This is a genomic window from Sphaerisporangium sp. NPDC051017, from assembly GCF_040683095.1.
Classification (GTDB): Bacteria; Actinomycetota; Actinomycetes; order Streptosporangiales; family Streptosporangiaceae; genus Sphaerisporangium.
In genome coordinates this window covers 64,632-86,107 of record NZ_JBFBCI010000030.1, presented here as the reverse complement: position 1 = coordinate 86,107, position 21,476 = coordinate 64,632, and the positions used below count along the sequence as shown (strand labels likewise).

General features: G+C 67.7%; 19 protein-coding genes. 8 read left to right on the top strand and 11 right to left on the bottom strand.

Annotation, left to right across the window (positions count from 1 at the left end):
• Nucleotides 1–171 precede the first annotated feature (171 nt).
• From AB0M95_RS23455 to AB0M95_RS23430, 6 genes are all read left to right on the top strand, one after another.
• Nucleotides 172–1,923 (top strand): HAMP domain-containing sensor histidine kinase, encoded by a 1,752-nt coding sequence (locus AB0M95_RS23455; RefSeq protein WP_363768242.1) that lies wholly within the window; start codon nt 172–174, stop codon nt 1,921–1,923.
• Between the two features lie 338 nt (nt 1,924–2,261).
• Nucleotides 2,262–8,267 (top strand): hypothetical protein, encoded by a 6,006-nt coding sequence (locus AB0M95_RS23450; protein WP_363768239.1) that lies wholly within the window; start codon nt 2,262–2,264, stop codon nt 8,265–8,267.
• A complete protein-coding gene (locus AB0M95_RS23445) occupies nt 8,264–10,312 on the top strand; it encodes an MBL fold metallo-hydrolase (RefSeq protein WP_363768236.1) in 2,049 nt (682 codons plus the stop codon). The genes AB0M95_RS23450 and AB0M95_RS23445 overlap by 4 nt, the downstream gene beginning before the upstream one ends.
• A gap of 102 nt (nt 10,313–10,414) precedes the next feature.
• Nucleotides 10,415–11,035, top strand: coding sequence for a DUF4433 domain-containing protein (locus AB0M95_RS23440; RefSeq protein ID WP_363768233.1), 621 nt, complete (start codon nt 10,415–10,417; stop codon nt 11,033–11,035).
• Between the two features lie 16 nt (nt 11,036–11,051).
• A complete protein-coding gene (locus AB0M95_RS23435; RefSeq protein WP_363768230.1) occupies nt 11,052–12,095 on the top strand; it encodes a macro domain-containing protein in 1,044 nt (347 codons plus the stop codon).
• A gap of 453 nt (nt 12,096–12,548) precedes the next feature.
• On the top strand, nt 12,549–12,773 hold the full coding sequence (locus tag AB0M95_RS23430; RefSeq protein WP_363768225.1) for a hypothetical protein: 225 nt from the start codon (nt 12,549–12,551) through the stop codon (nt 12,771–12,773).
• Between the two features lie 30 nt (nt 12,774–12,803).
• Here the strand turns inward: AB0M95_RS23430 and AB0M95_RS23425 are convergent, their stop codons facing one another.
• The 10 genes from AB0M95_RS23425 to AB0M95_RS23380 form a co-directional block, all read right to left on the bottom strand.
• Nucleotides 12,804–13,097 (bottom strand): hypothetical protein, encoded by a 294-nt coding sequence (locus tag AB0M95_RS23425; RefSeq protein WP_363768223.1) that lies wholly within the window; start codon nt 13,095–13,097, stop codon nt 12,804–12,806.
• A gap of 223 nt (nt 13,098–13,320) precedes the next feature.
• Nucleotides 13,321–14,613, bottom strand: coding sequence for an ATP-grasp peptide maturase system methyltransferase (gene tgmC, locus AB0M95_RS23420; RefSeq protein ID WP_363768220.1), 1,293 nt, complete (start codon nt 14,611–14,613; stop codon nt 13,321–13,323).
• Nucleotides 14,613–15,041, bottom strand: a complete 429-nt coding sequence (locus AB0M95_RS23415) for a hypothetical protein (protein WP_363768217.1) — start codon at nt 15,039–15,041, stop codon at nt 14,613–14,615. Before AB0M95_RS23415 ends, tgmC begins: the two co-directional genes overlap by 1 nt.
• 14 nt (nt 15,042–15,055) lie before the next feature.
• The gene (locus tag AB0M95_RS23410; protein WP_363768214.1) at nt 15,056–15,556 is read right to left on the bottom strand and encodes an MvdC/MvdD family ATP grasp protein; all 501 of its coding nucleotides are present in this window, start codon (nt 15,554–15,556) and stop codon (nt 15,056–15,058) included.
• Nucleotides 15,557–15,565: 9 nt separating this feature from the next.
• A complete protein-coding gene (gene tgmA / locus AB0M95_RS23405; protein ID WP_363768211.1) occupies nt 15,566–15,820 on the bottom strand; it encodes a putative ATP-grasp-modified RiPP in 255 nt (84 codons plus the stop codon).
• A 228-nt stretch (nt 15,821–16,048) separates the two neighbouring features.
• The gene (locus AB0M95_RS23400) at nt 16,049–16,933 is read right to left on the bottom strand and encodes a helix-turn-helix transcriptional regulator (protein WP_363768208.1); all 885 of its coding nucleotides are present in this window, start codon (nt 16,931–16,933) and stop codon (nt 16,049–16,051) included.
• A complete protein-coding gene (locus tag AB0M95_RS23395; protein WP_363768205.1) occupies nt 16,908–17,477 on the bottom strand; it encodes a DUF6879 family protein in 570 nt (189 codons plus the stop codon). The genes AB0M95_RS23400 and AB0M95_RS23395 overlap by 26 nt, the downstream gene beginning before the upstream one ends.
• Complete coding sequence (locus AB0M95_RS23390) at nt 17,474–17,680, bottom strand: hypothetical protein (RefSeq protein WP_363768202.1); 207 nt, start codon at nt 17,678–17,680, stop codon at nt 17,474–17,476. The genes AB0M95_RS23395 and AB0M95_RS23390 overlap by 4 nt, the downstream gene beginning before the upstream one ends.
• Nucleotides 17,681–17,812: 132 nt before the next feature.
• On the bottom strand, nt 17,813–18,154 hold the full coding sequence (locus AB0M95_RS23385; protein ID WP_363768199.1) for a hypothetical protein: 342 nt from the start codon (nt 18,152–18,154) through the stop codon (nt 17,813–17,815).
• Nucleotides 18,151–18,867 (bottom strand): ATP-binding protein, encoded by a 717-nt coding sequence (locus AB0M95_RS23380; protein WP_363768196.1) that lies wholly within the window; start codon nt 18,865–18,867, stop codon nt 18,151–18,153. Before AB0M95_RS23380 ends, AB0M95_RS23385 begins: the two co-directional genes overlap by 4 nt.
• 196 nt (nt 18,868–19,063) lie before the next feature.
• On the opposite strand from AB0M95_RS23380, the gene AB0M95_RS23375 reads away from it, so the two are divergent.
• On the top strand, nt 19,064–19,900 hold the full coding sequence (locus AB0M95_RS23375; RefSeq protein WP_363768193.1) for a helix-turn-helix transcriptional regulator: 837 nt from the start codon (nt 19,064–19,066) through the stop codon (nt 19,898–19,900).
• Nucleotides 19,901–19,902: 2 nt separating this feature from the next.
• A complete protein-coding gene (locus AB0M95_RS23370) occupies nt 19,903–20,106 on the top strand; it encodes a DUF397 domain-containing protein (RefSeq protein WP_363768190.1) in 204 nt (67 codons plus the stop codon).
• Between the two features lie 151 nt (nt 20,107–20,257).
• Here AB0M95_RS23370 and AB0M95_RS23365 read toward each other — a convergent pair whose 3' ends face one another.
• Nucleotides 20,258–21,340: a hypothetical protein gene (locus AB0M95_RS23365; protein ID WP_363768187.1), complete on the bottom strand. Its 1,083-nt coding sequence runs from the start codon at nt 21,338–21,340 to the stop codon at nt 20,258–20,260.
• Nucleotides 21,341–21,476: the final 136 nt, after the last annotated feature.

Here is a 21,476-nt window from a genome sequence, read left to right as displayed (position 1 = left end):
GCCGACGCCCAGGCGACGAGCACGACCACCCCCCTTGGCCCTACCGGACCGGCCGGGGACGAAACCGCCGACCCCGCCGATAAGGGCGGCGCTTCCGGCACCGTTCCCCAAAACAGCACGACCGGCACGGGGACTTCTGGCACGGGGACTTCCGGCGTGGGGACTTCCGGCGTGGGGACTCCCGGTGCGGGGACGAGCGATGCGATCGGGACGACGGGCGCGGGGACGACCGGCACCGGGACGACCGGCGCGGGGACGAGCGGCGTGGGGACTTCCTACGCGGGGACGAGCGACGCGATCAGGACGACGGCCCCGGGCGGCGTACCCGGACCGGTGGACCTCGACCTGGACGGTGAGCCACCCCCGATCCCTCCTCGGCAGGGCTGGACACGTGCCCCTGTCCGCGAGCTGAAACGACGCCTCGCCCGCACCCCCCTCTGGCTGCGCCTCGTCGTCGGCACGTTGCTGCTGGTCACGCTCGCGATCACCCTCACCGGCGGGTTCGCCGTCCAACTGCTCCGCGGCTACCTCGTCGAGCGCGTCGACCGGCAGTTGATGGTGGCCGCCATGCCCCGGCGCGAGGTCGCCATCCCCGCGACGCCGCCGATCAGGCCCCCGGACGGCCCGCGATACCCCAGGCAGTACGGCCTGTTCTACATGGCCCTGCTCAGCCCCGACGGCCGCGTCGAACGTACATTGCAGGAGAACCTGGACCCCCACCCGCCGAGACTTCCCCATCTCACGCTGCGGCAGGTGCGCAGCGTCCCACCCCACCCCTTCACCGTGGGGTCCGACTCCGGGATCCGCTGGCGCGCGATCGCCGCCGAGGACGGCGACGGCACACGCATCCGCGTGATCGCGATCCGCCTGGACGAGATCGACGCCACCGTCACCCGCCTCGCGATCATCGTGGCCACGGTCGGCGGCTGCGTTCTCGTCCTGCTCGGCTTCGCCTGCCACTGGCTCGTACGGCGGAGCCTGCGCCCACTCGCCGAGATCGAAGGCACGGCGGGCGCCATAGCGCGCGGCGACCTGTCCCGCCGCGTCCCCCTGCGCCACCGGCGGACCGAGATGGGACGGCTCGGCAGGGCCATCAACGGCATGCTCGCCCAGATCGAGACGGCCTTCCGCGCCCGCGAGGCCTCCGAGATCGCGGCGCGCGAGTCGGAGATCGCCGCCCGCGAGTCGGCCAAGGCGGCCCGTGAGTCCGCCGCCGACGCACGCCGCTCGGAGGAGCGCATGCGCCGCTTCATCGCCGACGCATCCCACGAGCTGCGCACCCCTCTGACGTCGATCCGCGGTTTCGCCGAGCTGTACCGCCACGAGACCCCCGACCTCGCCGAGGCCGCCCGCCTGCTCCACAGGATCGAGGACGAGGCCGCCCGCATGGGCCTCCTCGTGGACGACCTGCTCCTTCTCGCCCGCCTTGACCAGCAACGTCCCCTGGACCGCCATCCCGTCGACGTCCTCAGCCTCGCCGCCGGGGCCGTCCTGGACGCCCAGACGCTCGCCCCCGACCGCGAGATCGACCTGGTACGCCTGGACTCCGGCGACGGCCCCGTCATGGTGACCGGCGACGAGCCCCGCCTCCACCAGGTGATCGCCAACCTGGTCGGCAACGTTCTGCGTCACACCCCGCCCGGCACCCCGTTCCGCGTGGGCGTCGGCACCGTGGACGACCGGGTGGTCATCGAGGTCGCGGACGAGGGCCCCGGCCTGCCCCCCGAAGCCGCCGACCGCGTCTTCGAACGCTTCTACCGCGCCGACCCGGCCCGCACCCGCAGCCAATCCGGCGGCACCGGCCTGGGCCTCTCGATAGCCGCCGCCCTCACCGAAGCCCACGGCGGCACCATCACCGTGGAAAGCCACCTGGGCAGGGGCACCACCTTCCGCGTCTTCCTCCCGGCCATCGAAGAACGGTAGGCGGGGGCATGCGTGAATCGAGCTCACAATAATTTTGCCGTGTGTTGAAACAACTGCTTACCGGCTGTATCCTTCCGTACACAGGAACCGGTCGAGGGCTTCGTGTGCTTCCCGGTCGGCGTAGATGGATCGCAGGCACAGGCTCCGCCTGCTCAAGCGAGCTCTGGCACTTGCTGGGGATGGAGGTGGCCTAGGTAGTGAAGCGCTGTAGGTGCGGCCGTCACAAGGCGCATCAACTCAAGGAGGATATGCCCGAAGGGCTGGCCCCGCTGGGGTTTCTCTCCGATTATGCGTCATTCTCGGAATCGGACATATTGATCACCGGAGCGGCCGCGGAAGTGACCGCTGATGATCTTCGCTCGGGCGTCCGGCTCTACCCGCCGCAGGTGCGACAGGTGATCTTCCGCCTGGTTGGGCTCCCCAGCCAGAAGACCGTGAACTCTACGACCGCGGCGAACCTGATTCGAGTACTGCACGCCTCGGACAACAAAAGGGCGCTCTTCATCGAAATTCTGACCGAGCCGATTATTCCTGCCTTCAGTAACGCGGACGACCTGAGCGCCGACGATTGCGGGCTGCTGCTTTCCCGGGAGACCGCGGACAAGGTCCTCGAAGAGGCGGATGCTCTCCAGGCGGCACTGCGTGCGATGGCTTCCCTGCCCAGGGGTCTGGTCGACCTCATGCTCGCGTCCGTCGTTCACAGAGACCTTCCACTCGCGCCCCTCGCTCTCGGCATGCTGGCCGGCTCCCCCCGTGGGCTGGGGAGCGACGCTCAAGGCGTCATGGGGACGCTGTGGACGCAGGTCAGGGAGCACTCGATCGTGCTTCCGGTCTTCCCTGCCGGCGTGGACGCTCTCTGTGACGCGGCCCTGGCACTTCCGCAGGAACATGGCGTCGCCGAAGAGGTGATCACCGTAGAAGCCGTCACGGCGACCGACGAGGAGCATGTGCCGATGCGCGAGTACCGCCACGATGACAAGCCCGCGCAGCAGGACGTGCGGCACTCTCTCGAACTGCTGGAGCGCCTTTACGAGGAGGCATGGGAGGCCGCCGGCCGGGTTCGTGGAGCGCTCCATGAGCGTCTGCGCCCCGCCGGTGCGGACATCGACCGCATCGTCCGAGTCGTGCGCGAGTTCGACGAGGTCCATGACCGGATACAAGGGCTCGACGGTGTCGAGATGACCGCGGCCTCGATGGACGAACTGTTCCGCGCCCTCGACCAGATGGAGGCCGTGCGGTCCCAGGCCGAGCGCGTCGGCCGGCTTGTGCATGTACAGGGACCGGACGTGCTCGCGGTCCAGTTGGCCGAGGTTCGCAGGGTGGCGGCCGAGGGACCCACGGCGGGGTTGGACGCCTTGGCCCGTCTCATCGAACTGTCCGCCGATCGGGACGCGGTCCTGGTCCACGGGGACGAGCTGGAGCATCAGGCGAGGAGGGAACTGCCCCAGTGGAGCTCGGTGATCCGTGCCGCTGTGGGAGGCCACCTCACGCTGGAGATTCCCCCGAGCGACCATTTCCCAGCCATCTCCGAGGTCGAGGAGCGACCTCACGTGGAAGGCGACGAGGGCGACGAAGGAACCGAAGGGGATGCGGACGGGGAAGGCGGCAGGCCGCCGCCGGAGGCCGGCCCCGACGCCACGCCGCCCGTAGAGGACGGCGTCGTCGAACCAAACCCGCAAGAGACGTTCGACCTCGCCGGCCTGGGCGATCTGGACTCCATGCTCGCGGACAAGTTCGGGTCCCGGCCGAAGGCACATCCAGCCGAGTCGCGCCAGGCGACATCCCAGCGGGTCGTCACGCCGGAAGCCGTCCTGGCGGAGGCCGTTTCCGCCGCGTCCCCGAAGCCCGCGCCCGAGCCCGAGGCATCGTCCGCCGTGGCGGCCATCGAGGCCGAGGCCGCCGCGCTCCGCGCGCAGCGTTTCGGGCTCGCCGCGTGGATCAGGGAGGCTGCCGGGCGTCCGCGATCGGAGATCGCGGCACGGCGCTGCGCGGCCCTGGCCGTCGACATGAGCAGCTTCGCGGGGCGGTTGTCCGCCGCCTTCACCGAGACCGCGCGGCAGGTCACGGTGCCCGACCTGAACGAGGACCCCGCCGGTCGCCTCCTGGCCTGGGCCGCCTCGATCCGGGCCGGGCTGGTCCATCCCACCGTCGAGTCCGCTCGCCTAGTGGATGAACTCGCCTCCACGGTCATGAGGTATCCGGCGCTGGCGGCGTGCGGCGCGGCGTTCAGCCAGGCGCTGCGATCCGGCGTGTATCTCGTCTCCGGCCTCTCGGGTCAGATGCGCGATGTCGCCCAGGCCGAGCGGGACCAGGTTCACGCCGTGGCCGTCTGCAACAACCTCCTGGAAGAGGGGCCGCACAGGAGGATCAAGTTCGCCCTGGCCACCGAGGTGTGGAAGTCGCTCATCCAGCCCGAAGGATCCGTTGGCGCCCTGGTCGGCGTCGCGGCTCGTGATGACGTCGGTTCGCTGCAGGAGACCGTGCGCGAGCTGGACGCTCTTCGTGAGGCTGGAGTCGTCGTCCGCCTCATCGATGAGGCGGCCAAACGGTCTGCGACCTCACGCAGCACCAAGATCATCGCTGGCGCGCGAGCCAAGCTCATCGAGATGATCGACGAGGCGTTGGAAGGCGTCGAGAACTGGGTCAACGCGGTGCGGGAGGTACAGATCCGCCGTCCGTCGGGGGCTGACGAATGGCTCGCCCGGGGGTTGACCGAGCTCCGGCAGGCCATCGGCCGCAGCAGGGCCGAATTGCACGCCGAGCTCGACGGCCTGGGCATGGACGCCGACCCCGTGCTCGCCGCCGCGGCGACGGGAGCGGCACATCTGATCAACGACACCCTCCACCTGCTCGACGGAGAGGCTTTGGGTGAGGCCGAACCGGCGGTGGCGGCCGTGCTCAACCAGGATCTGCTCTTCGCTCCCGGGATTCTGCTCGACGCAAATGAGCTGCGCCCTGACGATACCCCGGCTCCCGAAACGCTGGCGCGTCTCGCCCTGGTGGATTCCCCCGACTGGCGGGACGCCTTCGACTCCCGCGCTTCCCGTGACGACCACGAGGGGACGCGTGCCGTGGTGGAGGTGGTCTCGCACCAGGACCACGACCTTGCGACGGAGCTCCGGAACCGGCGAGAGGCGCTCGTCACAGAGGCCCGTAACCGGCGATACGAGCGGGTGGAAGAGGTCTTGGACCGGCTCGCAGGCTGGCGCAAGGACGGTGTCCTTCTCGAGGGCGACGCGACGAGGATCGAGAGCAGGCTCAAGAGCGTGCAGCGGTCCGACCGGGAGGACTTCGGGATCACCGCCAAGGAGATCACCCTGCTGGAGTCCGAGGCCACGTCGATCCGCACGGCGCGCATCGCCGCGGAGGAGGAGTTGCTCGCCAGGAAGAGTGAAGAGCATCCCGATGTGAGGGCCGCGGCCCCCCGCATCCGAGAGCACGTCGCCCTCGGCGACCTGACCACGGCACGGGAGTTCCTCCAGCAGGCGGAGGCGGGCAAGCCGCTGCCCGCTGTCCAGAAGTCCGTGGACCACTTCGCCCTTTTCTTTCCGCGTTTCCCCGAGGCCTTCGAGAACATGTCCCTGATCTCCTCCGGGGGACGGGCGCGTAAGCACGAGAGTGACGAGTGGGTCACCAAGCTCATGGAAGCGATCCGGAGCGGACGGGAGGTCGCCGACCCCGACCTGCACCGCGTTCTCTCCGAGGCGGGGCTGAGTATCCAGGCCATGCCGCCGGGTCGGCGAGAGGAGTCCAAGGAGGGGCTGCGGCTGTGGAGGTCGCTCGCCCAGGGTCCCAAGTCGGCGGGCAATCTCGGCACCGCGATCAAGGCCGTGCTGCGGGTGATCGGGCTGGAAGGCCGTCAGGAGTCCGCGGGCGAGGAGCAGAACAGGCTCTGGGTGACCTTGCACGACGTCCGGTACGGCGACGCGATGCTGCCGGAGTTCGGGTCGAAGATGAGCCCGTCGGGGAACGGTATGCGCCTGCTGTTCGTCTGGCGCCGGCCGGGGCCGCACCAGCTCATGGAGTGGCTCAAGGACGAGCCGCAGGACCGCACCATCCTCGTCTTCTACTTCGGTGTGCTGTCGGCTGCCCAGCGCGAGCAGCTCACCATGGCATGCCGCAAGCGGCCTCGCCCGGTGACCGCGGTGATCGACGACGCCGCGATCAGCTATCTGGCCGCCCTGCCGGAGGCCGGCTGGACCACCACCGTAGGCCTGCTCGCACCCTTCAGTGCGGCCAACCCCTACGCGCCGACGGGAGACGTGCCGATGGAGATGTTCTACGGCCGGTCTTCCCAGTTGTCGAGCGTGATCAGTGCCTCGGGCTCGTCGATCGTGTACGGCGGGCGGCAGCTCGGCAAGTCGGCCCTGCTGCGCGAGGCAGCGCGGACGTTGCACAGAAGTGATCCCGGTCGTGTGGTGATCCTGGAGCCCATCCAGGAGATCGGGAAGATCGTTCCGGAGACCATGCTGTGGCCGCGTCTCGCCACTCGGCTGGCGGAGGCAGGGGTCCTGCCGCAGTCGGGCGCGACGCTGAAGGACCGCGCGGAGATCTGCCAGGCGGTCAAGAAGTGGGCGGACCAGGACCCGGCCCGCCAACTGCTGATCCTGCTCGACGAGGCGGACGCGTTCCTCAACCAGGACGCCGCGAACGCGAAGTTCACGAACGTAGAGGCGTTGCGCGACCTGATGCAGGCCACCGACAGGCGGGTGAAGGTGGTCTTCGCTGGTCTGCACCAGACCGCCCGGTTCCGGAGCCTTTCCAACCAGCCGTTCCCGCACCTGGGAGCCCCCATCCCGATCGGCCCCCTGGACCCGCAGGACGCCTTCGACCTGCTCACGCGCCCGCTCATGGCGCTCGGCTTCCGTTTCCCGCCGTCCCTGGCGGCGCGGGTCATCGCGGAGGCGAACAACGCCCCGGCGCTCATTCAGCTCTTCGCGGAGGCCCTGCTCCGGCGGCTGCGGCGCGTCCCGATCCAGGGCGGTGGCCTTCCCTATGAGATCACCTCCGACGACGTGGGCGCCGTCTGGCGCGACAGAGCGCTCGAAGTCGGCTTCCGTGACCGGTTCGAATGGACGTTGGATCTGGACAAGCGCTACAAGGTGATCGCCTACGTGGTCGCGTTCCATGCTCTCGCCGACGGCACCGACGAGACGGTCAGTGTTCAGGAACTGCGGGACGAATGTCTCAAACTGTGGCCCGCCGGGTTCGAGAACTGCACCAGCGACGGATTCCGCGGACTACTGGAAGAGTGCGTCAACCTCGGCGTGCTCGCATCGGACGCGAACGGTTACCGCCTCCGGACGCCACACGTCCTCACGTTGCTGGGCGGCGCGGAGGAGGTGTACACCGTCCTGTCCAAGGCCAGCGAGTTCGAGCAGCCCGACTCCTTCGACGCCTACGCCTACAGGGCCGTCTACCGCAACGGCCCCGACAGGTCCCCGCTCACCGGCGCGCAGGTCAGCCACATGTTCGACCGCCGTGACGGCGTCTACCTGATCGCGGGCTCTCCGGCGCTCCACGTGGAACGGGTCGGCGCGGCCCTGGAGGAGGAGGCAGGACGGCAGCACGTCGCGCAGGTCCGGCGGGTGCAGCGAAACTGCACCTTCGAGGGGGCCGTGCAGCGGAGCAGGGACGGCGGCGGCCACAACGTGGTCGTCGTCGAGCTCGCGGGCCGCTCCGTCGAGCAGGCCATGGCCACCGTCAGGAGCGCGGCCGACGCCGTGGCCACGGGAGCGGCCGGAACGCTGGCGGTCGCGTTGGTGGCGCCGCCCGAGCTCGTCCCTGTCTGGCTCGCCGTCGCCTCAGGCGCGGACGAACTCGCGCGGCGGGTCTGGCTCGTGGAACTGCGGCGCTACGACCAACCCGACGTGCGCCAGTGGATGAACGACGCCGACCTCGGCTACCGGGGTGAAGCCGATCAGGAGGCCCTGCTGGGCGTGACCGGCGGATGGCCGAAGCTGATCAGCAAGGTCGTCGAAGAGCGTCCCTCCGACCGGGAGCACGCACTCGAACAGTGTCGTGTCTGGATTCGCGAGAACACTGAGGAGTTCGTCCGATCGACCGGCGTGATGAGGGACGCCACACTGTGGCAGGCATGGCGCCATCTCGTCGAGGCCGGCCCGGCTCGGCCCGAGGATCTCGCCGACTACCTGGAGGTGGCAGGCGGGGAGTCGTCCGAGCCCTTGCGTCGAGACCTGCTGGCGGCCAACGACTACCCGTCCTACGCGGCCCTGGTCGACGTCCTCAGGTCGCTCGGCGCGCTGGAGCCGAAAGCGGACGGCTCATTCGCCTGCGAGCCGGTCCTGGCCGCGGCGAGCGAGCGGCTGGAGGTCCGCGCATGACGGACCTGTTATCGCCGTTGCTGCGGGCGGCGGCGGAGGTCGTACTCTCACGCCTGGCACTGGCCGGACACGACGGCGACGCGGACCGGTTCGTCGAAGATCACCGGAGCGACCTGCTCGACATGCTGACCCGGTCGGAGGAACTGCGGCGGCTCACCCGGGAGCGCCTACGGATCCCCGGCTCACAGCGGACGGAACGCGACGTCGCCCACCTCGTGCTCCACTCCGATCCGGCCGTGCGCTCCGCCGGGGTAAGAGTCGCGGAGTCCCTCGTCAAAAGATCGTCGAACACGGCCGCCGACCGGACGCTGCGCCGTCTCAACGACAGGAACGGGGAACTCAAAGACAGGCTGCGCACGGCGAACGGACGGCACGCCAACGCCTTGGCCGACGTCGAGACCTACCGGGAAGCGGCGCGTGAGGCCACGGAGCGGGCCGACCGGCTGGACTCCGAGCTCGCGGCGACGCATCGGCGGCTGCGGGACCCGAAGTCCGTCACCTCGGCGCTCCTCGCGTTACTGCAGGAGGAGCCACCCGAGCCGGAAGGCGATTCGAGCACCCGCGACCCCCAACGGCCGAAGCCGGCGCCGGTCGAGCGGCCCCCCTCGCCCCTGGAGTCGGCGGCGCTGGTCGCCGGCATCAGCGCCGAGGCGTTCGTGAAAGCACTCCAGGCCCTTATCGAACCTCCGGCGGCGCCGGGCACGGCCACGGTCACCGTGACCCGGGAACGCGACCTTCGGGTCGCACCGCTCGGTGGCGGGAGGAGGATCGGCGGCTCCTGCCTGCTGGTCGAGGCGGGCGCGACGCGCATCCTCATCGACGCCGGGCTGGTCCCGGGAGATCCTTCCGAACCGCCCGCGGACATCGACCGGGCGTTGGAGGGGCCGATCCATGCCGTCGTGGTGACACACGCCCACAACGACCACTGTGGCTATGTCCCGGCGCTGGCGGAGCGGCTGCCCGACCTGCGGATCATCGCCACACCGGAGACCACCCAGCTCATGCCCGCCATGTGGGCCGACTCGGTGAAGATCATGGAGCAGCGGCGGCGGCTGGCGAGCGGGTGGGGTACGCGGGTGGAGCCGCTGTACGGGCGCGCGGCGATCGCCGGGGCGACGCGAGGGTGCGAAGAACTGGCCCTCGGCGTGCCCCGCCGGATCGGTGACCTCGCGATCGAGTTGTTCCCGGCCGGTCACATCCTCGGTGCCGCCGGGGTGGTGGTGCGGGCAGGCGATTCCACGGTCGTCGTCACCGGGGACATTTCGGGATTCCGGCAGCAGAGCGTCGGCGGCTACGCCATCCCCGAGTCGGCCAGGTACGCAGACCTGCTCGTCATGGAGTCCACCTGCTGCACCGAGGACCACCAGGACCGGAGTGACCTGGTGGGCACGCTCGTCAGGGCCGTCGAGAGCGTGTACGCCGGGGGCGGCCGGGTGCTCATCCCGGCGTTCGCCCTCGGCCGCGCGCAGGAACTGGCCCTGATCATGCGTGACCGGCTCCCGCACGTGCCGGTCCTCCTCGACGGCATGGCCGCGGAGATCGGCCGGTCCTTCGAGACGGTGACCGCCGGCGGCCACCGTCCGCTGTCGGTCTTCGGTGACAACGTGTCCCGCGCCCGTCCCGGTGACCTGGACGAGTTCACCCGTGGTGTGGTGATCAGCACCTCCGGGATGCTCACGGGCGGGCCGGCCGTCCGCTGGGCGGCCGAGATCCTGCCGGACCCGAAGAACGCCCTGTTCCTCTCGGGCTACCAGGACGAGGAGTCACCGGGCCGGCGGTTGCTGGATTCGGCGAAGGGCGGGGCGCCGCAGTTGGTCCTCGACGACATGGGAGGGGAGAAGAAGATCCCGCTCCGGGCCCGGGTGGAGATGATGCGCTTGTCGGCGCACGCCGACAAGCGGGGCCTGCTCGACATCGCCGACGAGGTCGCGGCACGCCAGGTCATGCTCGTCCACGGCCAAGCCGCACGCCAGGCCGAGTTCCGCGAGGTCCTACGCCTCCGAGGCCACAACACCACCCCCACCGATCCCTGGCGAGCCCGCTGAACCACCGGGCCTCCACTCCGCGCACCCGCGACCATCTGTTCCCGATCGAGTCCTGGCGTCCGAGACGACTCGCATCCTCGACCGCCAAAGGGAGAACAATACGTGACCGCCATCTACCACATCACGCATGTGGAGAACCTGGCCGGAATGATCGGCCGTGGCCTCGTCTGCGATCAAGACCGGCAGTCGGGTGTTGTGCGTCCGGTCAACATCGGACACAAACACATCAAGGACCGCAGATCCCGGCGGGGGGTGCCGTGCGGGGCTGGGGGCACACTCGCCGACTACGTGCCGTTCTATTTCGCGCCACGATCGCCGATGCTCTACGCCGTGTACCGGAGGAACGTCGACGGTGTGACCGCACGGCAAGAGGACATCGTCTATCTCGTCTCCACCTCTGAGTCTGTTGTGGCGGCAGGGTTGGCCTTCGCATTCACTGACGGTCACGCCATTATGGGCTTCAGCGAGTTCTACGATGATCTCCGTCACCTGGGCAAGATCGACTGGGAGATCATGCGGGCGCGCTATTGGAATGACACGGACGGAACGGGCGAACGACCACGAAAACGTCAGGCAGAGTTCTTGGTGCACAAGCGGTTCCCATGGTCATTGATCGCCACGATCGGTGTCATGAACGAGTCCGCTCGCGGACAAGTTCAGGCGATCATCACTGGAATCGAACACCAGCCCGAAATAATTGTCAGGCGCGACTGGTACTACTAAAGGGAGGGAGGTCGTCATGCTCACGCTGCGCAGCGGGAACCTCCTCGACGCTGAGGTCGAGGCGCTGGTCAACACGGTGAACACCGTCGGGGTAGCCGGCAAGGGCATCGCCTTGCAGTTCCGCCAGGCATATCCAGAGAACTTCAAGGCGTACGCCAGGGCCTGCAAGCGCGGCGAAGTCGTACCAGGGAAGATGTTCGTCTACGACGACGGGCGCATAGGTAGCGGGCGCTATGTCATCAACTTCCCCACCAAGCGCCACTGGCGAGCCGCCTCCCGCCTGGAGGACATTGAGTCTGGCCTGGTCGATCTCGTCCGTGTCGTGCGCGAACTGGGCATCCGATCGCTCGCGGTTCCCCCGCTGGGCTGCGGCAACGGCGGGCTGGAGTGGAGGGATGTGTTCCCGTTGATCGATAGGGCCGCTGCGGAGCTCCCCGACGTTGACGTGGTCGTCTACCGTCCCGAGGGCTCGCCCGATCCCGAGAAAATGATCGTTCGCACGCGGCGCCCATCGCTGACCGTGAACCGCGCGGCGGTTCTGGCGCTCTTCGGGCGTTACCTGCTTCCTGACTATCGCCTGACCGCCCTGGAGGCGCAGAAGCTGACCTACTTCCTGCAGCAGTGTGGCCAGCCGCTACGGCTGGAGTTTGCAAAAGGGAAGTATGGCCCATATGCCGAGAATCTCAACCATGCGCTCCAGCAACTGGAGGCCCACTACATCCGAGGCTACGGTGACCGGACACAGGATCCCCGTATCTTCCTCTTGCCGGGCGCAGCCGAAGAAGCCGACCAGGTCCTGAGCCGCGATGCGGAGACCGCCGCTCGGGTGACACGTGTCGCCGACCTCATCGAGGGCTTCGAGACTCCTTACGGCCTTGAACTTCTCTCGACAGTTCACTGGGGCGCCATGGAGACCGGCAGCACCGACGCGGCGGAACTGAGCCGGTACATCCGCGAGTGGTCCCCGCGCAAGGGGGCCCTGTTCGGCCCGCCCCACGTCAGCGCGGCGCTGGAACACTTGCGGCGGCTGGAGTTCCTTCCGCTTCCCGCTGACGTCTGAACGTGTCCGGGTGGCGGCACGACCGTGTCGCCGTCCCCGGCGGCGGGTGGCCGACTCGTTCTCAAAAGATCGGCCGCTTGGCTTCAACGCGAATCGGGGGAGAGGCCGCCGCGGGTGTGGGTTTCCCGCAGGCACTGGGTTCGCTCCCCGTGACGTACGCGCGTCTTCACCAGCCACATTCGTCGGGCCAGCTCTTGCGGAGTTCGCGCCTCGACGAGGCAGGTGACCGGTGTAGGTGGCAGTGGTCGGTGATTTTGCATGATCGGTGTGGTAGCGAGCTCGAGCCGCCGGCCACACCACCACCCCCACCGCCCTCTGGGTGTCTCCTGAAGGGAGATTCCCCGCGGCCATCTGTCTACCGGCCCGAAGAAATGTAGTCACGCTGAGGCACTGACTAGTTACGCGGATGGACGAAAGCCTGCGAGGGGTGTCGTCGTACAGTGTGATATGGCTGTGTTGACCGTACAGATCGATGCGAGGACCGAGAAGGCTCTCGCGGAGCTGACCGCCGACGGCAGGTCGGCCACAGACGTGGTCCGCGAGGCGCTGCTCATCGCCAATCGACTCCGGCGCATGGAAGTCGCCCGGATGGAGGCGCAGGAACTCGCCAACGATCCGGAGGACCTGGCGGAAATCCGTGCCGTACGTCGCGACCTGGGCGAAGACTGTGCGCGGTGATGTCTACAAACACTGCCGCCGCTGAGCGCTTTACTTCGGCGAGGGGGAGACCGCTGGCCCCACCCGCCACGTCCTGCCGTTGCAGACAGGGCCGGGGTAGTCATAACGCTCGCCCTTGTCCGAGGTGGCGGACAGCCGGTCCACCGGTGGAGGAACGCTGTCGCAGTGGTCGCCCGGCAAAGCGATCTGTTTTTGCTCTTCAGGAGGCAACGTCGCGTACGCGCGGCCGTTCCAGGTCACCACGACGGCGTCCTCGGTCCCGTTGACCACGGTGAACAGCTCGTCCGGCCCGATCTGGCAAGCGCTCAGGGAAAGCAGCGACACGACCATCAAGGCGGTCGCGACCGCACGGTTGTCACGATGTGCTGACAGAGCCATCATCATCCCTCGAAGCGGCAGGCGGCACGCTCGCCCGACTCAGGGCGCCTGCCATGACGACGGAGAGGACCGTTAGGGGACCTTCGGCGAGAAGAACGCGGTGACCGGCACATCGACGAAGTGCGGGTATTGATTATCCGGGAAGGGCGGGCGGGGTTCGTGGGCACCTTCAATCTTCCTCGCGTACTCCGCCGAGCTCATCGATGCGCTCAGGGCTCAGACCGGTCAACATGGCCAGACGCGATCGGTCGGATCCGTCGAGCGGCAGTTGGGGAAGGTACGGTCGCGGGCCCGATTCCGGTATGACGGGCAGAGTCCAGCGAAGCCCCGGTGTGCCGGGAAGGAAGACGCTTTGCTCGTCGCCCTTGATGCGCAGGCGGAAGGCTTGCTGGCTCGGCTTGCCGGCATCGTGCCACGCGGTGAGGGCGGCCTCGATCCGGTCCCACAACCGTAGCGGGCCTCCCTGTCTGACGGTCCACTCGTCTGATTGGAGCACCAGCCACGCCCACGACGCCGCGGCTTGATCGATGACGCAATACGCCACCGGGCGGCCCTCTGTCGAGACGCCTATGGATTGGGCGCCGGGAGCGGCGAGCTGGGCGATCCACAGCGGCGTCCATTCGGCGAGGACGTCAGCGCCGAACACGGTGGCACGCTGCTTCCCGTCGGACTGCGACGGCAGGTCACCGATGAGAGGGGCGGCATGCGACCGTGCCGGCATGAAGGAGATCGTGCCAGGGAGAAATTCGCCTTCTGCTTCAGAACGGGCGGTGACAGTGAGACGGGCGAGGGCGGAACCGTACAGCCATCCGGACAGTGTGGCCAGGATGAGGCCGTCGCGTCGTGCCTGGTGAAGCCACGAGCCGGGGACGGTCCGGACCGAACAGGTGGCGATGATCCTGTCATACGGAGCCCCTCCTTGGTGTCCGGCCAGTCCGTCGCCGATCAAGAGGGCCGGAGCGTGGCCCGCACGCTGCAAGGCGCGCCGAGCACGGGCGGCCACCTCGGGGTCCACTTCGACTGAGGTGACCTGACCGGAACCGAGACGTTCGCACAGCAGCGCGGTGGAGTATCCCGTTCCCGTGCCGATCTCCAGTACCCGATGGTCGTTTTCCACCTGGAGGTCTTCCAGCATCCTCACCACGAGACCGGGCAGGGTCGATGAGGATGTCGGCGCGCCTCGCACGGCATCGTCGCGCTCGTCGAACTGGGTCACCCACGTCACGTTCTGATAGGCCAGGCCGAGCCACTTCTCGTCAGCGGCAGTGCTGATCGGTTCCCAGTCGGTTCCGTGCGGGCTGTCGACGCGCCGGTAGACCCGCTCACCGAGGAACACTTCACGCGGCACGGTCCCAACGGCTCGCCGCCATTCCGGGCTCCGCAAGTCTCCGTTCTCGGAAAGTTCGTCGGCCAGGCGGCTGCGAAGCCGGGCGGTCAGCCGCTCGTTGACGTGAGTGTTCACTACGGAGTCTCCAAAAGTAGGTCTGCGATGGAGGCGGCTATCTGTATCCCTGTGGCGTCTTCCAGCCATCCCCACTGTCCATTGGGATTGCACTCCAGGAACACGGGGCTTCCGTCGCGACCGATCGCGAAGTCGAACACGCCGAACGAGAGATCAAGTGCGTCAAGAAAGGCAATGGCGGCGTCAGCAAGGCCGGGCGGAGAATCGACCACCGTGTAGGAGATGCGGTCATAGTCCTGCCGCCAGTCAAGCAGGTCCGACTCGATGCGGACGCAGAACGCATGTCTCCCAACGACCGTCACCCGTAGGTCGGCGGTCTTGTCGACGCAGGCTTGGAGTAGATGCGCGGTGCGGGTGATCGTGTCGTCGATGGCGCCGGGATCTACGGCGGTCGCCCAGATGGTCGATGGTTCCCCGGCCGAGTTCACAAACGAGGTGAGCCTCAGGGGCTTGTAAATATGATGCGCTCGTGCTCGGCGGCGAAGGCGCGAGCGTCGGAGGGCCGGTTGGTGATCAACGTGGGTGGCAGTCTGAAGCCGACCTGACGGGCGGTGGTGAGCTGGAGCGGCTTGTGTTCGGCCGCGAGGATCTTCCACGGGTGGTTGACGTACCGGCAGGGCAGTGAGGCGAGAGTTCCGCCGAGTCCGAATCGCGCCTGGAGGGCTGAAAAGCGGTCGGTCTGGGAGGGGTGGTTGGATGCGTAGGGTGTGGGCCGCCTGTAGTAAACGGCGCACACGTCATCCAGGGCGACATGCCGCGAAGCGGTGTTCAAAAAGCCGTGCAACCGGTCTTCGAACCATGCTGAGAAGGATATGGAGGCGGGGAAGTCGATCCCCGGATCCAAACGTGCGATCCGTGCTCCCCGCGCGTTCAGACGGCCGATGACCATGTCTGTGGTGGGGTCCTCAAGGCAGGTGAGGACCAGTACCACTCCGTTCGTCATCTTGAGCGTTCAGTCGCTGTCGTAGTCAGTGGCGGCCGTATCGTCCGACGGCGTGGGGTTCTGGCCGTCACCGCCGCCGGTGGCCAGAGATCTGCTGGTCTGCTTGTTGGTGCCGTGCTTACCAGCCTCGATGGGCTGACCTCCGGGACCGACGTAAACGGCCTGCTGCGAGTCCGGGTGGAGTCGGACAGCGATGTACGGGACGGTCTCGGCGAGAGGGTAGGGGGTCATATGGGTGAGCCCCCACGGCATCGGGGTCGTCATGTTCGATCCTTTCTCTCTTGTAGTTGCCTATGGTTTGCCCGTCGGCATATGTCGATCCGCTGACCGCTTGCGAGTCCGACCCGGCTCGGCCGCGGCCGCTTCCGCAACGGTAATCGACACGTAACTTATAGTGAGGCGGCTACGGCGGGTCGGCTCCGTGGACGGGTATGGGAGCACACGCCGCTGACGCTAAGCTCCGCTCTACCCGGGCTTCAAAGAGATTGCTCGCTATTTCTCGTGAAAGCTCGGTCCGGCGGCGGGTGGCTCGGGGAAGAAGCGCTCGGCCAGCTCGTCCAGGACGTGGGTCATGATCGTGCGGGCGTTCTTGCCGTACAGCGCGGTCTTGTGCATCAGGTCGAAGATCTTGCCGTAGAGGGCTATCTCTTTCGGCTGGATCAGTGACAGCTCCGCCGAGAAGGTCTCGACGGTGACCAGCCGCTCGCCGTACAGCCAGAACCCGTGCACGGGGGTCTTCGGCAGGCGCGCCGTCCAGGGGATCACCCCAAGGGCGACATTGGGCAGGGTGGCGGAGGCGATCAGCCGCTCGATCTGTCCCATCAGAACCTCAGGCGGGCACATCAGGTTGCGCAGCGCCGTTTCGGTGAGGATCACGTGGAAGCGGTGCCCGGGCTTGTAGAGGATCTGCTGGCGGTCCATGCGGGCTTGGACGCCCTCCTGCAGGTCGTCGGGCACCTGATGAACCGCTATCGCCTGCGCGAGGATGTGGCGGGCGTACTCGCGGGTCTGAAACAGCCCGGGAACGGTCGCGGGCTCGAATGTGCGGATCAGGTCGGTCTTGGCCTCGATCGCCTCGATCTTCTTCTGCTGGTCCCGAGTGCCGGATCGCAGTTGCCGCTGCCAGGCGGCGTAGGCCGACTCCAGGCTGTTCAGCTGCGCGATCAGTGACCGGATCTCCCTGTCGGCACCGCATGCCGTCGCCCAGGTCCGGATGTCCTCCTCGCTGGGGGTCTGCCGTCCGAGCTCGATCTTGGACACTTTGGTGGCCACCCAGCCAACAGCCTGCGCGAGCTGCTTGCCGTTGAGGCCGGCGGCCCGGCGCAGCTCGCGCAGTCGCGCTCCGAGCGCTTCACGCGCCTGGCGTACGTTGGGCACCGCCCGTCCACTTCTCGGCGTAGATCGGGTAGGGAATGGCATGGTGCCAGGCCGCATCACGGGCGGCGTTCAAGGCGACCACGCTCGCCGGGTCGTCCATCAGTTCCATGTCGAGGAGCACGTCGTCGTCGTCGAAGGGCAGCACCACGGCGAACCGTGAGTCGAACAGCCAGTAGTCAACGCCGGGCAGATCCAGCTCGGCCGCCTGGTCACGGGGCAGATAACGGATGTCCTCGCCCGCTTCGGCGTTTCCGGCGTTCAGCGTGAGCTCGAACCGGATGTAGTCCGGCGGCGGTTCGGTGACCACCCGAACCCGTTCGACCCGCTTGCCGGCGGAGGTCGAGGCCCCGATCATGCGCATCCAGGCGGCACGCTGCTCGGCGTTCAGCCGTTCAAGCTCCGCGGTGTCACCGGAGAGAAATGCCTCCCAACGCTCCCGCTCGGCGGGCACGTTGTAGCGGTCACGGAGTTCGAGCCGGAACGCGGTGTGCTGGAAGCGGGTGAACAGGGAGAGGAAGTCCTCGCCCGTCACGAGCTGGGTCACCGATGCTCCTTGGCGAATTCGAGGACGTCGGCGGGGACTTCCACGATCGTCTCGTCGGCCGCGAGGTCGCGCACGTCGCCGAGAGCCCGAGGGTCGGTCACGATCTTTCCCTGCACGACGTACGTGCCCCGGTCGGTCTTGTACAGCGCGGGGCAAGTGCCCTCGTTGCTGCCGCCGGTCTTGCCGATGAACGTCAGCCGCATCTCCGCCTCCGAAGTCGTGGGGGATTGCTCGCTATTTCTCGGACACTCGATGGTCCAGCGGATATCCGATGACGTCAAGACGCGAACGTCCCGGAACCACCTGTCCCGGCGGTTCGTAATGGGTGCCTGGGCTCAAAGGGAAGGGCGGGGTCTCGGACGTAGGGCGGAGCGGGGGATGGGGCGGCGCGAGCGTACGTGCTGTGCGGCTCCCGAAGCCGGGCCGGGGCGGCGTTCGTGAGCTTCGGCCCGCCACATGCGTTCGGCAAGCGCGTCCGGGCCGGCCGCCTCGATCAGGCGGAGCGGGTCGCGGTGGTGGGCGGGTGGGAGCGCCCACCAGTGTCCGGTGGCGTCGCCGTACCAGGGGGTCCAGCCGGTGAACCGCCGTTTCAGGGCGCGGACGACGTCCCGGCGCGCGGCCTCGGCGTCCGTTCGGGCCTCGGCGGCGACCTCGGGGCCGGTGGCGGTCGTGGTCATGCGGGGATCTCGATGTGCTCGATCCCGATGTCCTCGGCGGGGGTGAGCTCCGCCCAGGTCGTGGTCCTGCGGTGGCCGATGGCGAAGCCCCAGCACGCGGTCACCTCGTCCACCAGGCGCAGGCCCCGGCCTCGAAGGTCCAGCTCGTCGAGTTCCCCGTCCCACTCCGGAAGTGTTTCCGAACCGGCGGGGCGCATGTGGGGGACGCCGTCCGCGCCGTCGTCGTGCACCTCGATCCGCACGCGGGCGCCGACGTGCAGGACGTACAGCGTGACGGTGCCGCCCGGAAGTGACGACCGGGAGTGCTGGACGCTGTTGGAGGCCAGTTCGGAGACCACCAGCAGGGCCGCGTCCAGGACCGGATCCCCGTGGAGCAGCCTGCGCGTGAACGCGCGTGCCACGCCCACCTGGTCGACCCGCCCGGGGAGGGTGACGCACCCGGCGACGGCCCGCACGCCCGGCGCGGGGGCCTTCTTGCTGACTTCGTCGTACGTGGTGGTGCCGTCGACCACGATCGTCCCCATCGGGTCCGTCCCCAGGTCTTGTGCGAGTACGCCGACCCCTCCCGTGTCCCGGCTCGTCCCCTGCGCGACGCACCGCGCGGACACCCCGTCCCAGCAGGCGACGTCGATCCGCGACACCTCCCGCTCCAGCACCTGAAGCACCCGCGCCCCAGCCCCGAGCAACTCCACCCGCCCAGCCCCTCGCCCCACCGATACCTCCGTAGGCCCTTGCGGCTGCCTCCATGGCCATCCGCGATCTCGTTTTCGTGACTTTGCGTACTCGCTCAGTCACTCTGAATGAGAGAGTGGGGCGAGATTCTCGTTTCCGCAACCTGGTTCTACGAACTTCTCAAGATTTCCTCGGAGTTCGGTACGTCAGCGTGACGGATCGGCCACACTGAGCGACATGGCTTACCGACCTACGGTGCGAGCGCGCCGTCTCGCGCGCGAGCTGCGCCGTCTTCGCGAGCAGCAGGGCTTGACCCTGCAAGAGGTGGCAGACGGACTCGGCTGGTCACGGGCGAAGGTGTCACGCGTCGAGACGGCTCAGATCCGGCCCCACCATGGCGACGTCGCGGACCTGCTCGCTCTCTACGGCGCGACCAGCCCCGAACGGGACTCGTTGGTCGCCCTTGCGCGAGAGATCCGGAAGCGCGGATGGTGGACCGCCTACCTCGATGTCTTCAGCGGTAGCTACGTCGCCTTGGAGGACGAGGCGTCGCAGATGCGCGCGTGGGACCCTCAACTCATCCATGGATTGCTGCAGACGGCCGACTACGCCCGTGCTGTCATCCGTGCGGGACGGATGATCGCTGACGCCAGCGAGGTCGACAGGAGGGTCGCTGCACGTTTGGCGCGGCAGACGTTACTGTCCAGAGATGGCGCGCCCGAACTCCACATGGTCGTCGACGAGGCGGTGATCCGCCGCTCGGTCGGTGGTCGTGATGTGATGAGGGCCCAGCTTGCTGCGTTGCAGGACCATGCCGCCCGGCCGAATATCACCGTCCAGATCGTCCCATACGCGGTTGGCGAGCACCCGGGACTGGACGGTTGCTTCACTCTGCTGTCATATCCCGATCCAGCGGACCCGGACATCGCGTACATCGAAGGAACTATGGGTGATGTCTATATGGAAAGCGCGGAAGATGTCGCTGCGCATAAGCTGAGATTCGAGCGCATCAGCGCCGTGGCGATGTCTCCAGAGGACTCGATCAAGCTGATCAACAAGGTGGCACAGGAGTAATCGTGGACCTTCCCCCCAACGTGACCGGCCTTATCTGGCGAAAGTCGACCTACAGCGGTAGCGGGGACCAGTGCGTCGAAATCGCTGTCTTGCCTAACGGCTGCCGTGCTGTCCGTGACTCCAAGCGGGAGAGTGGCCCGATCGTGCGGGTTGCCTCCGACGCATGGGCTGCTTTCGTGCTGGACGTCAAGGTGGGGCGCCTTTGAGGCGGTCGCGACGGGCTTGGTCGGCTCGGGGGCTGCGGAGGATCAAACGGTGCGCGGGCGGCAGCCCGCGCACCACCTCAAACTAACCAACAGCCCTTCGGGATGGATCGCCATGGCGACCTTGAGACATCGGCGACCTCAAAATCACCTGTCATGGTGAGCCTTCGGACCCGGGATCGTGTCCCATTTCCACGACTGTTCCAGGCGCGACGCTTCCGTGCACGCGCCGCAGGTACTCCAGGGCATGTTCCGTGGCCGGGTCGTGGTTCAGCCTGTCGCGGTAGAAGTGGAGACGGTCCTCACAGTCGTCGATGATCTCGCTCCAGGTTCGTGCCCAGAGTCGCACCCCTCCCTCCCACTCGGCGATGCACCCGGGCGGGCGGTTCGGCGCGCCGGCGTCGCGCCGCACGGTTTTCTCCAGCTCCGTGGAGACAACCCAGAAATCCCAGGAAACGCGGGCGTCGCGGAACTGAGGGTCGCTGACGATGGCCTCCGCGTAGCTCTTGATCTGAGCGACCTCCACTTGTCCGACCTTCACCTTGGGAGCCTTCAGCTCGACCACGAGGTGTGCCCTTCCCGAGCTTCCTCGGTGGGCACGTCCCAAAAGGAGGTCGACGATACCCGTACGTCCGTCCTCGCGGCGCACGGGATCGAGCGGGCCGTCGTCGCGCTCTCGGCCCAATTCCCTGAGGTGGCGCCTGAGCACCGCGTCAAGGCTTTGATCGCTCACCATCAGCGCGTAGGCGTCACCGAATACCCAGGTCTCGCGCTCAAGGATCTTGTGCAACTCGGCGCGTTCCTTGACCGTCCTGCTGATCTCAGGCTCGAAGACCAGCGTCTTAAGGGCAGCCAGAAAGTCGAGACGGTCGCTGACCTGACCCGTCGCCTTGATCACTTCCGAGAGGCTGGTGCGCTGAAGAACACGTTTGAGTTCTTCCTGCTCTGATTGGGGCAGCCGGAACAAGTCATCGAGCACCGGGTAGAGTCCGCTGGGATCACGGGAAATGATCTCTTTGAGCAGGCGCAGGGTGGTCTTCTTGCTCTGCGGTACACCTGGCAGGCGGCGTGCGATCGTGGTGGCCACCTCGTCGAACATCTGACGTTCGACCGCCTGGGCGGGCAGATCAGGCTCGCCTGAGTAAGGGTAGACGCCTTCGCGCTTCCATTCCTGGATCAGCCGCGCCCGGCGTTCCTGGTCGCGCCTCTTGGAATCGGCGCACGAAACGACGGGCACAGGGTCACTATCGCAGACCAAGGCGTGACCGTGCGCACGGTCAGTCCAGGTGCCACGCTTCATCTCGGTGCGGCGCGCGTTCGCGTCCCTCCTTGCCGGGGGCCGTGACGAATGGAGGCGGGGGAACATTACGCAC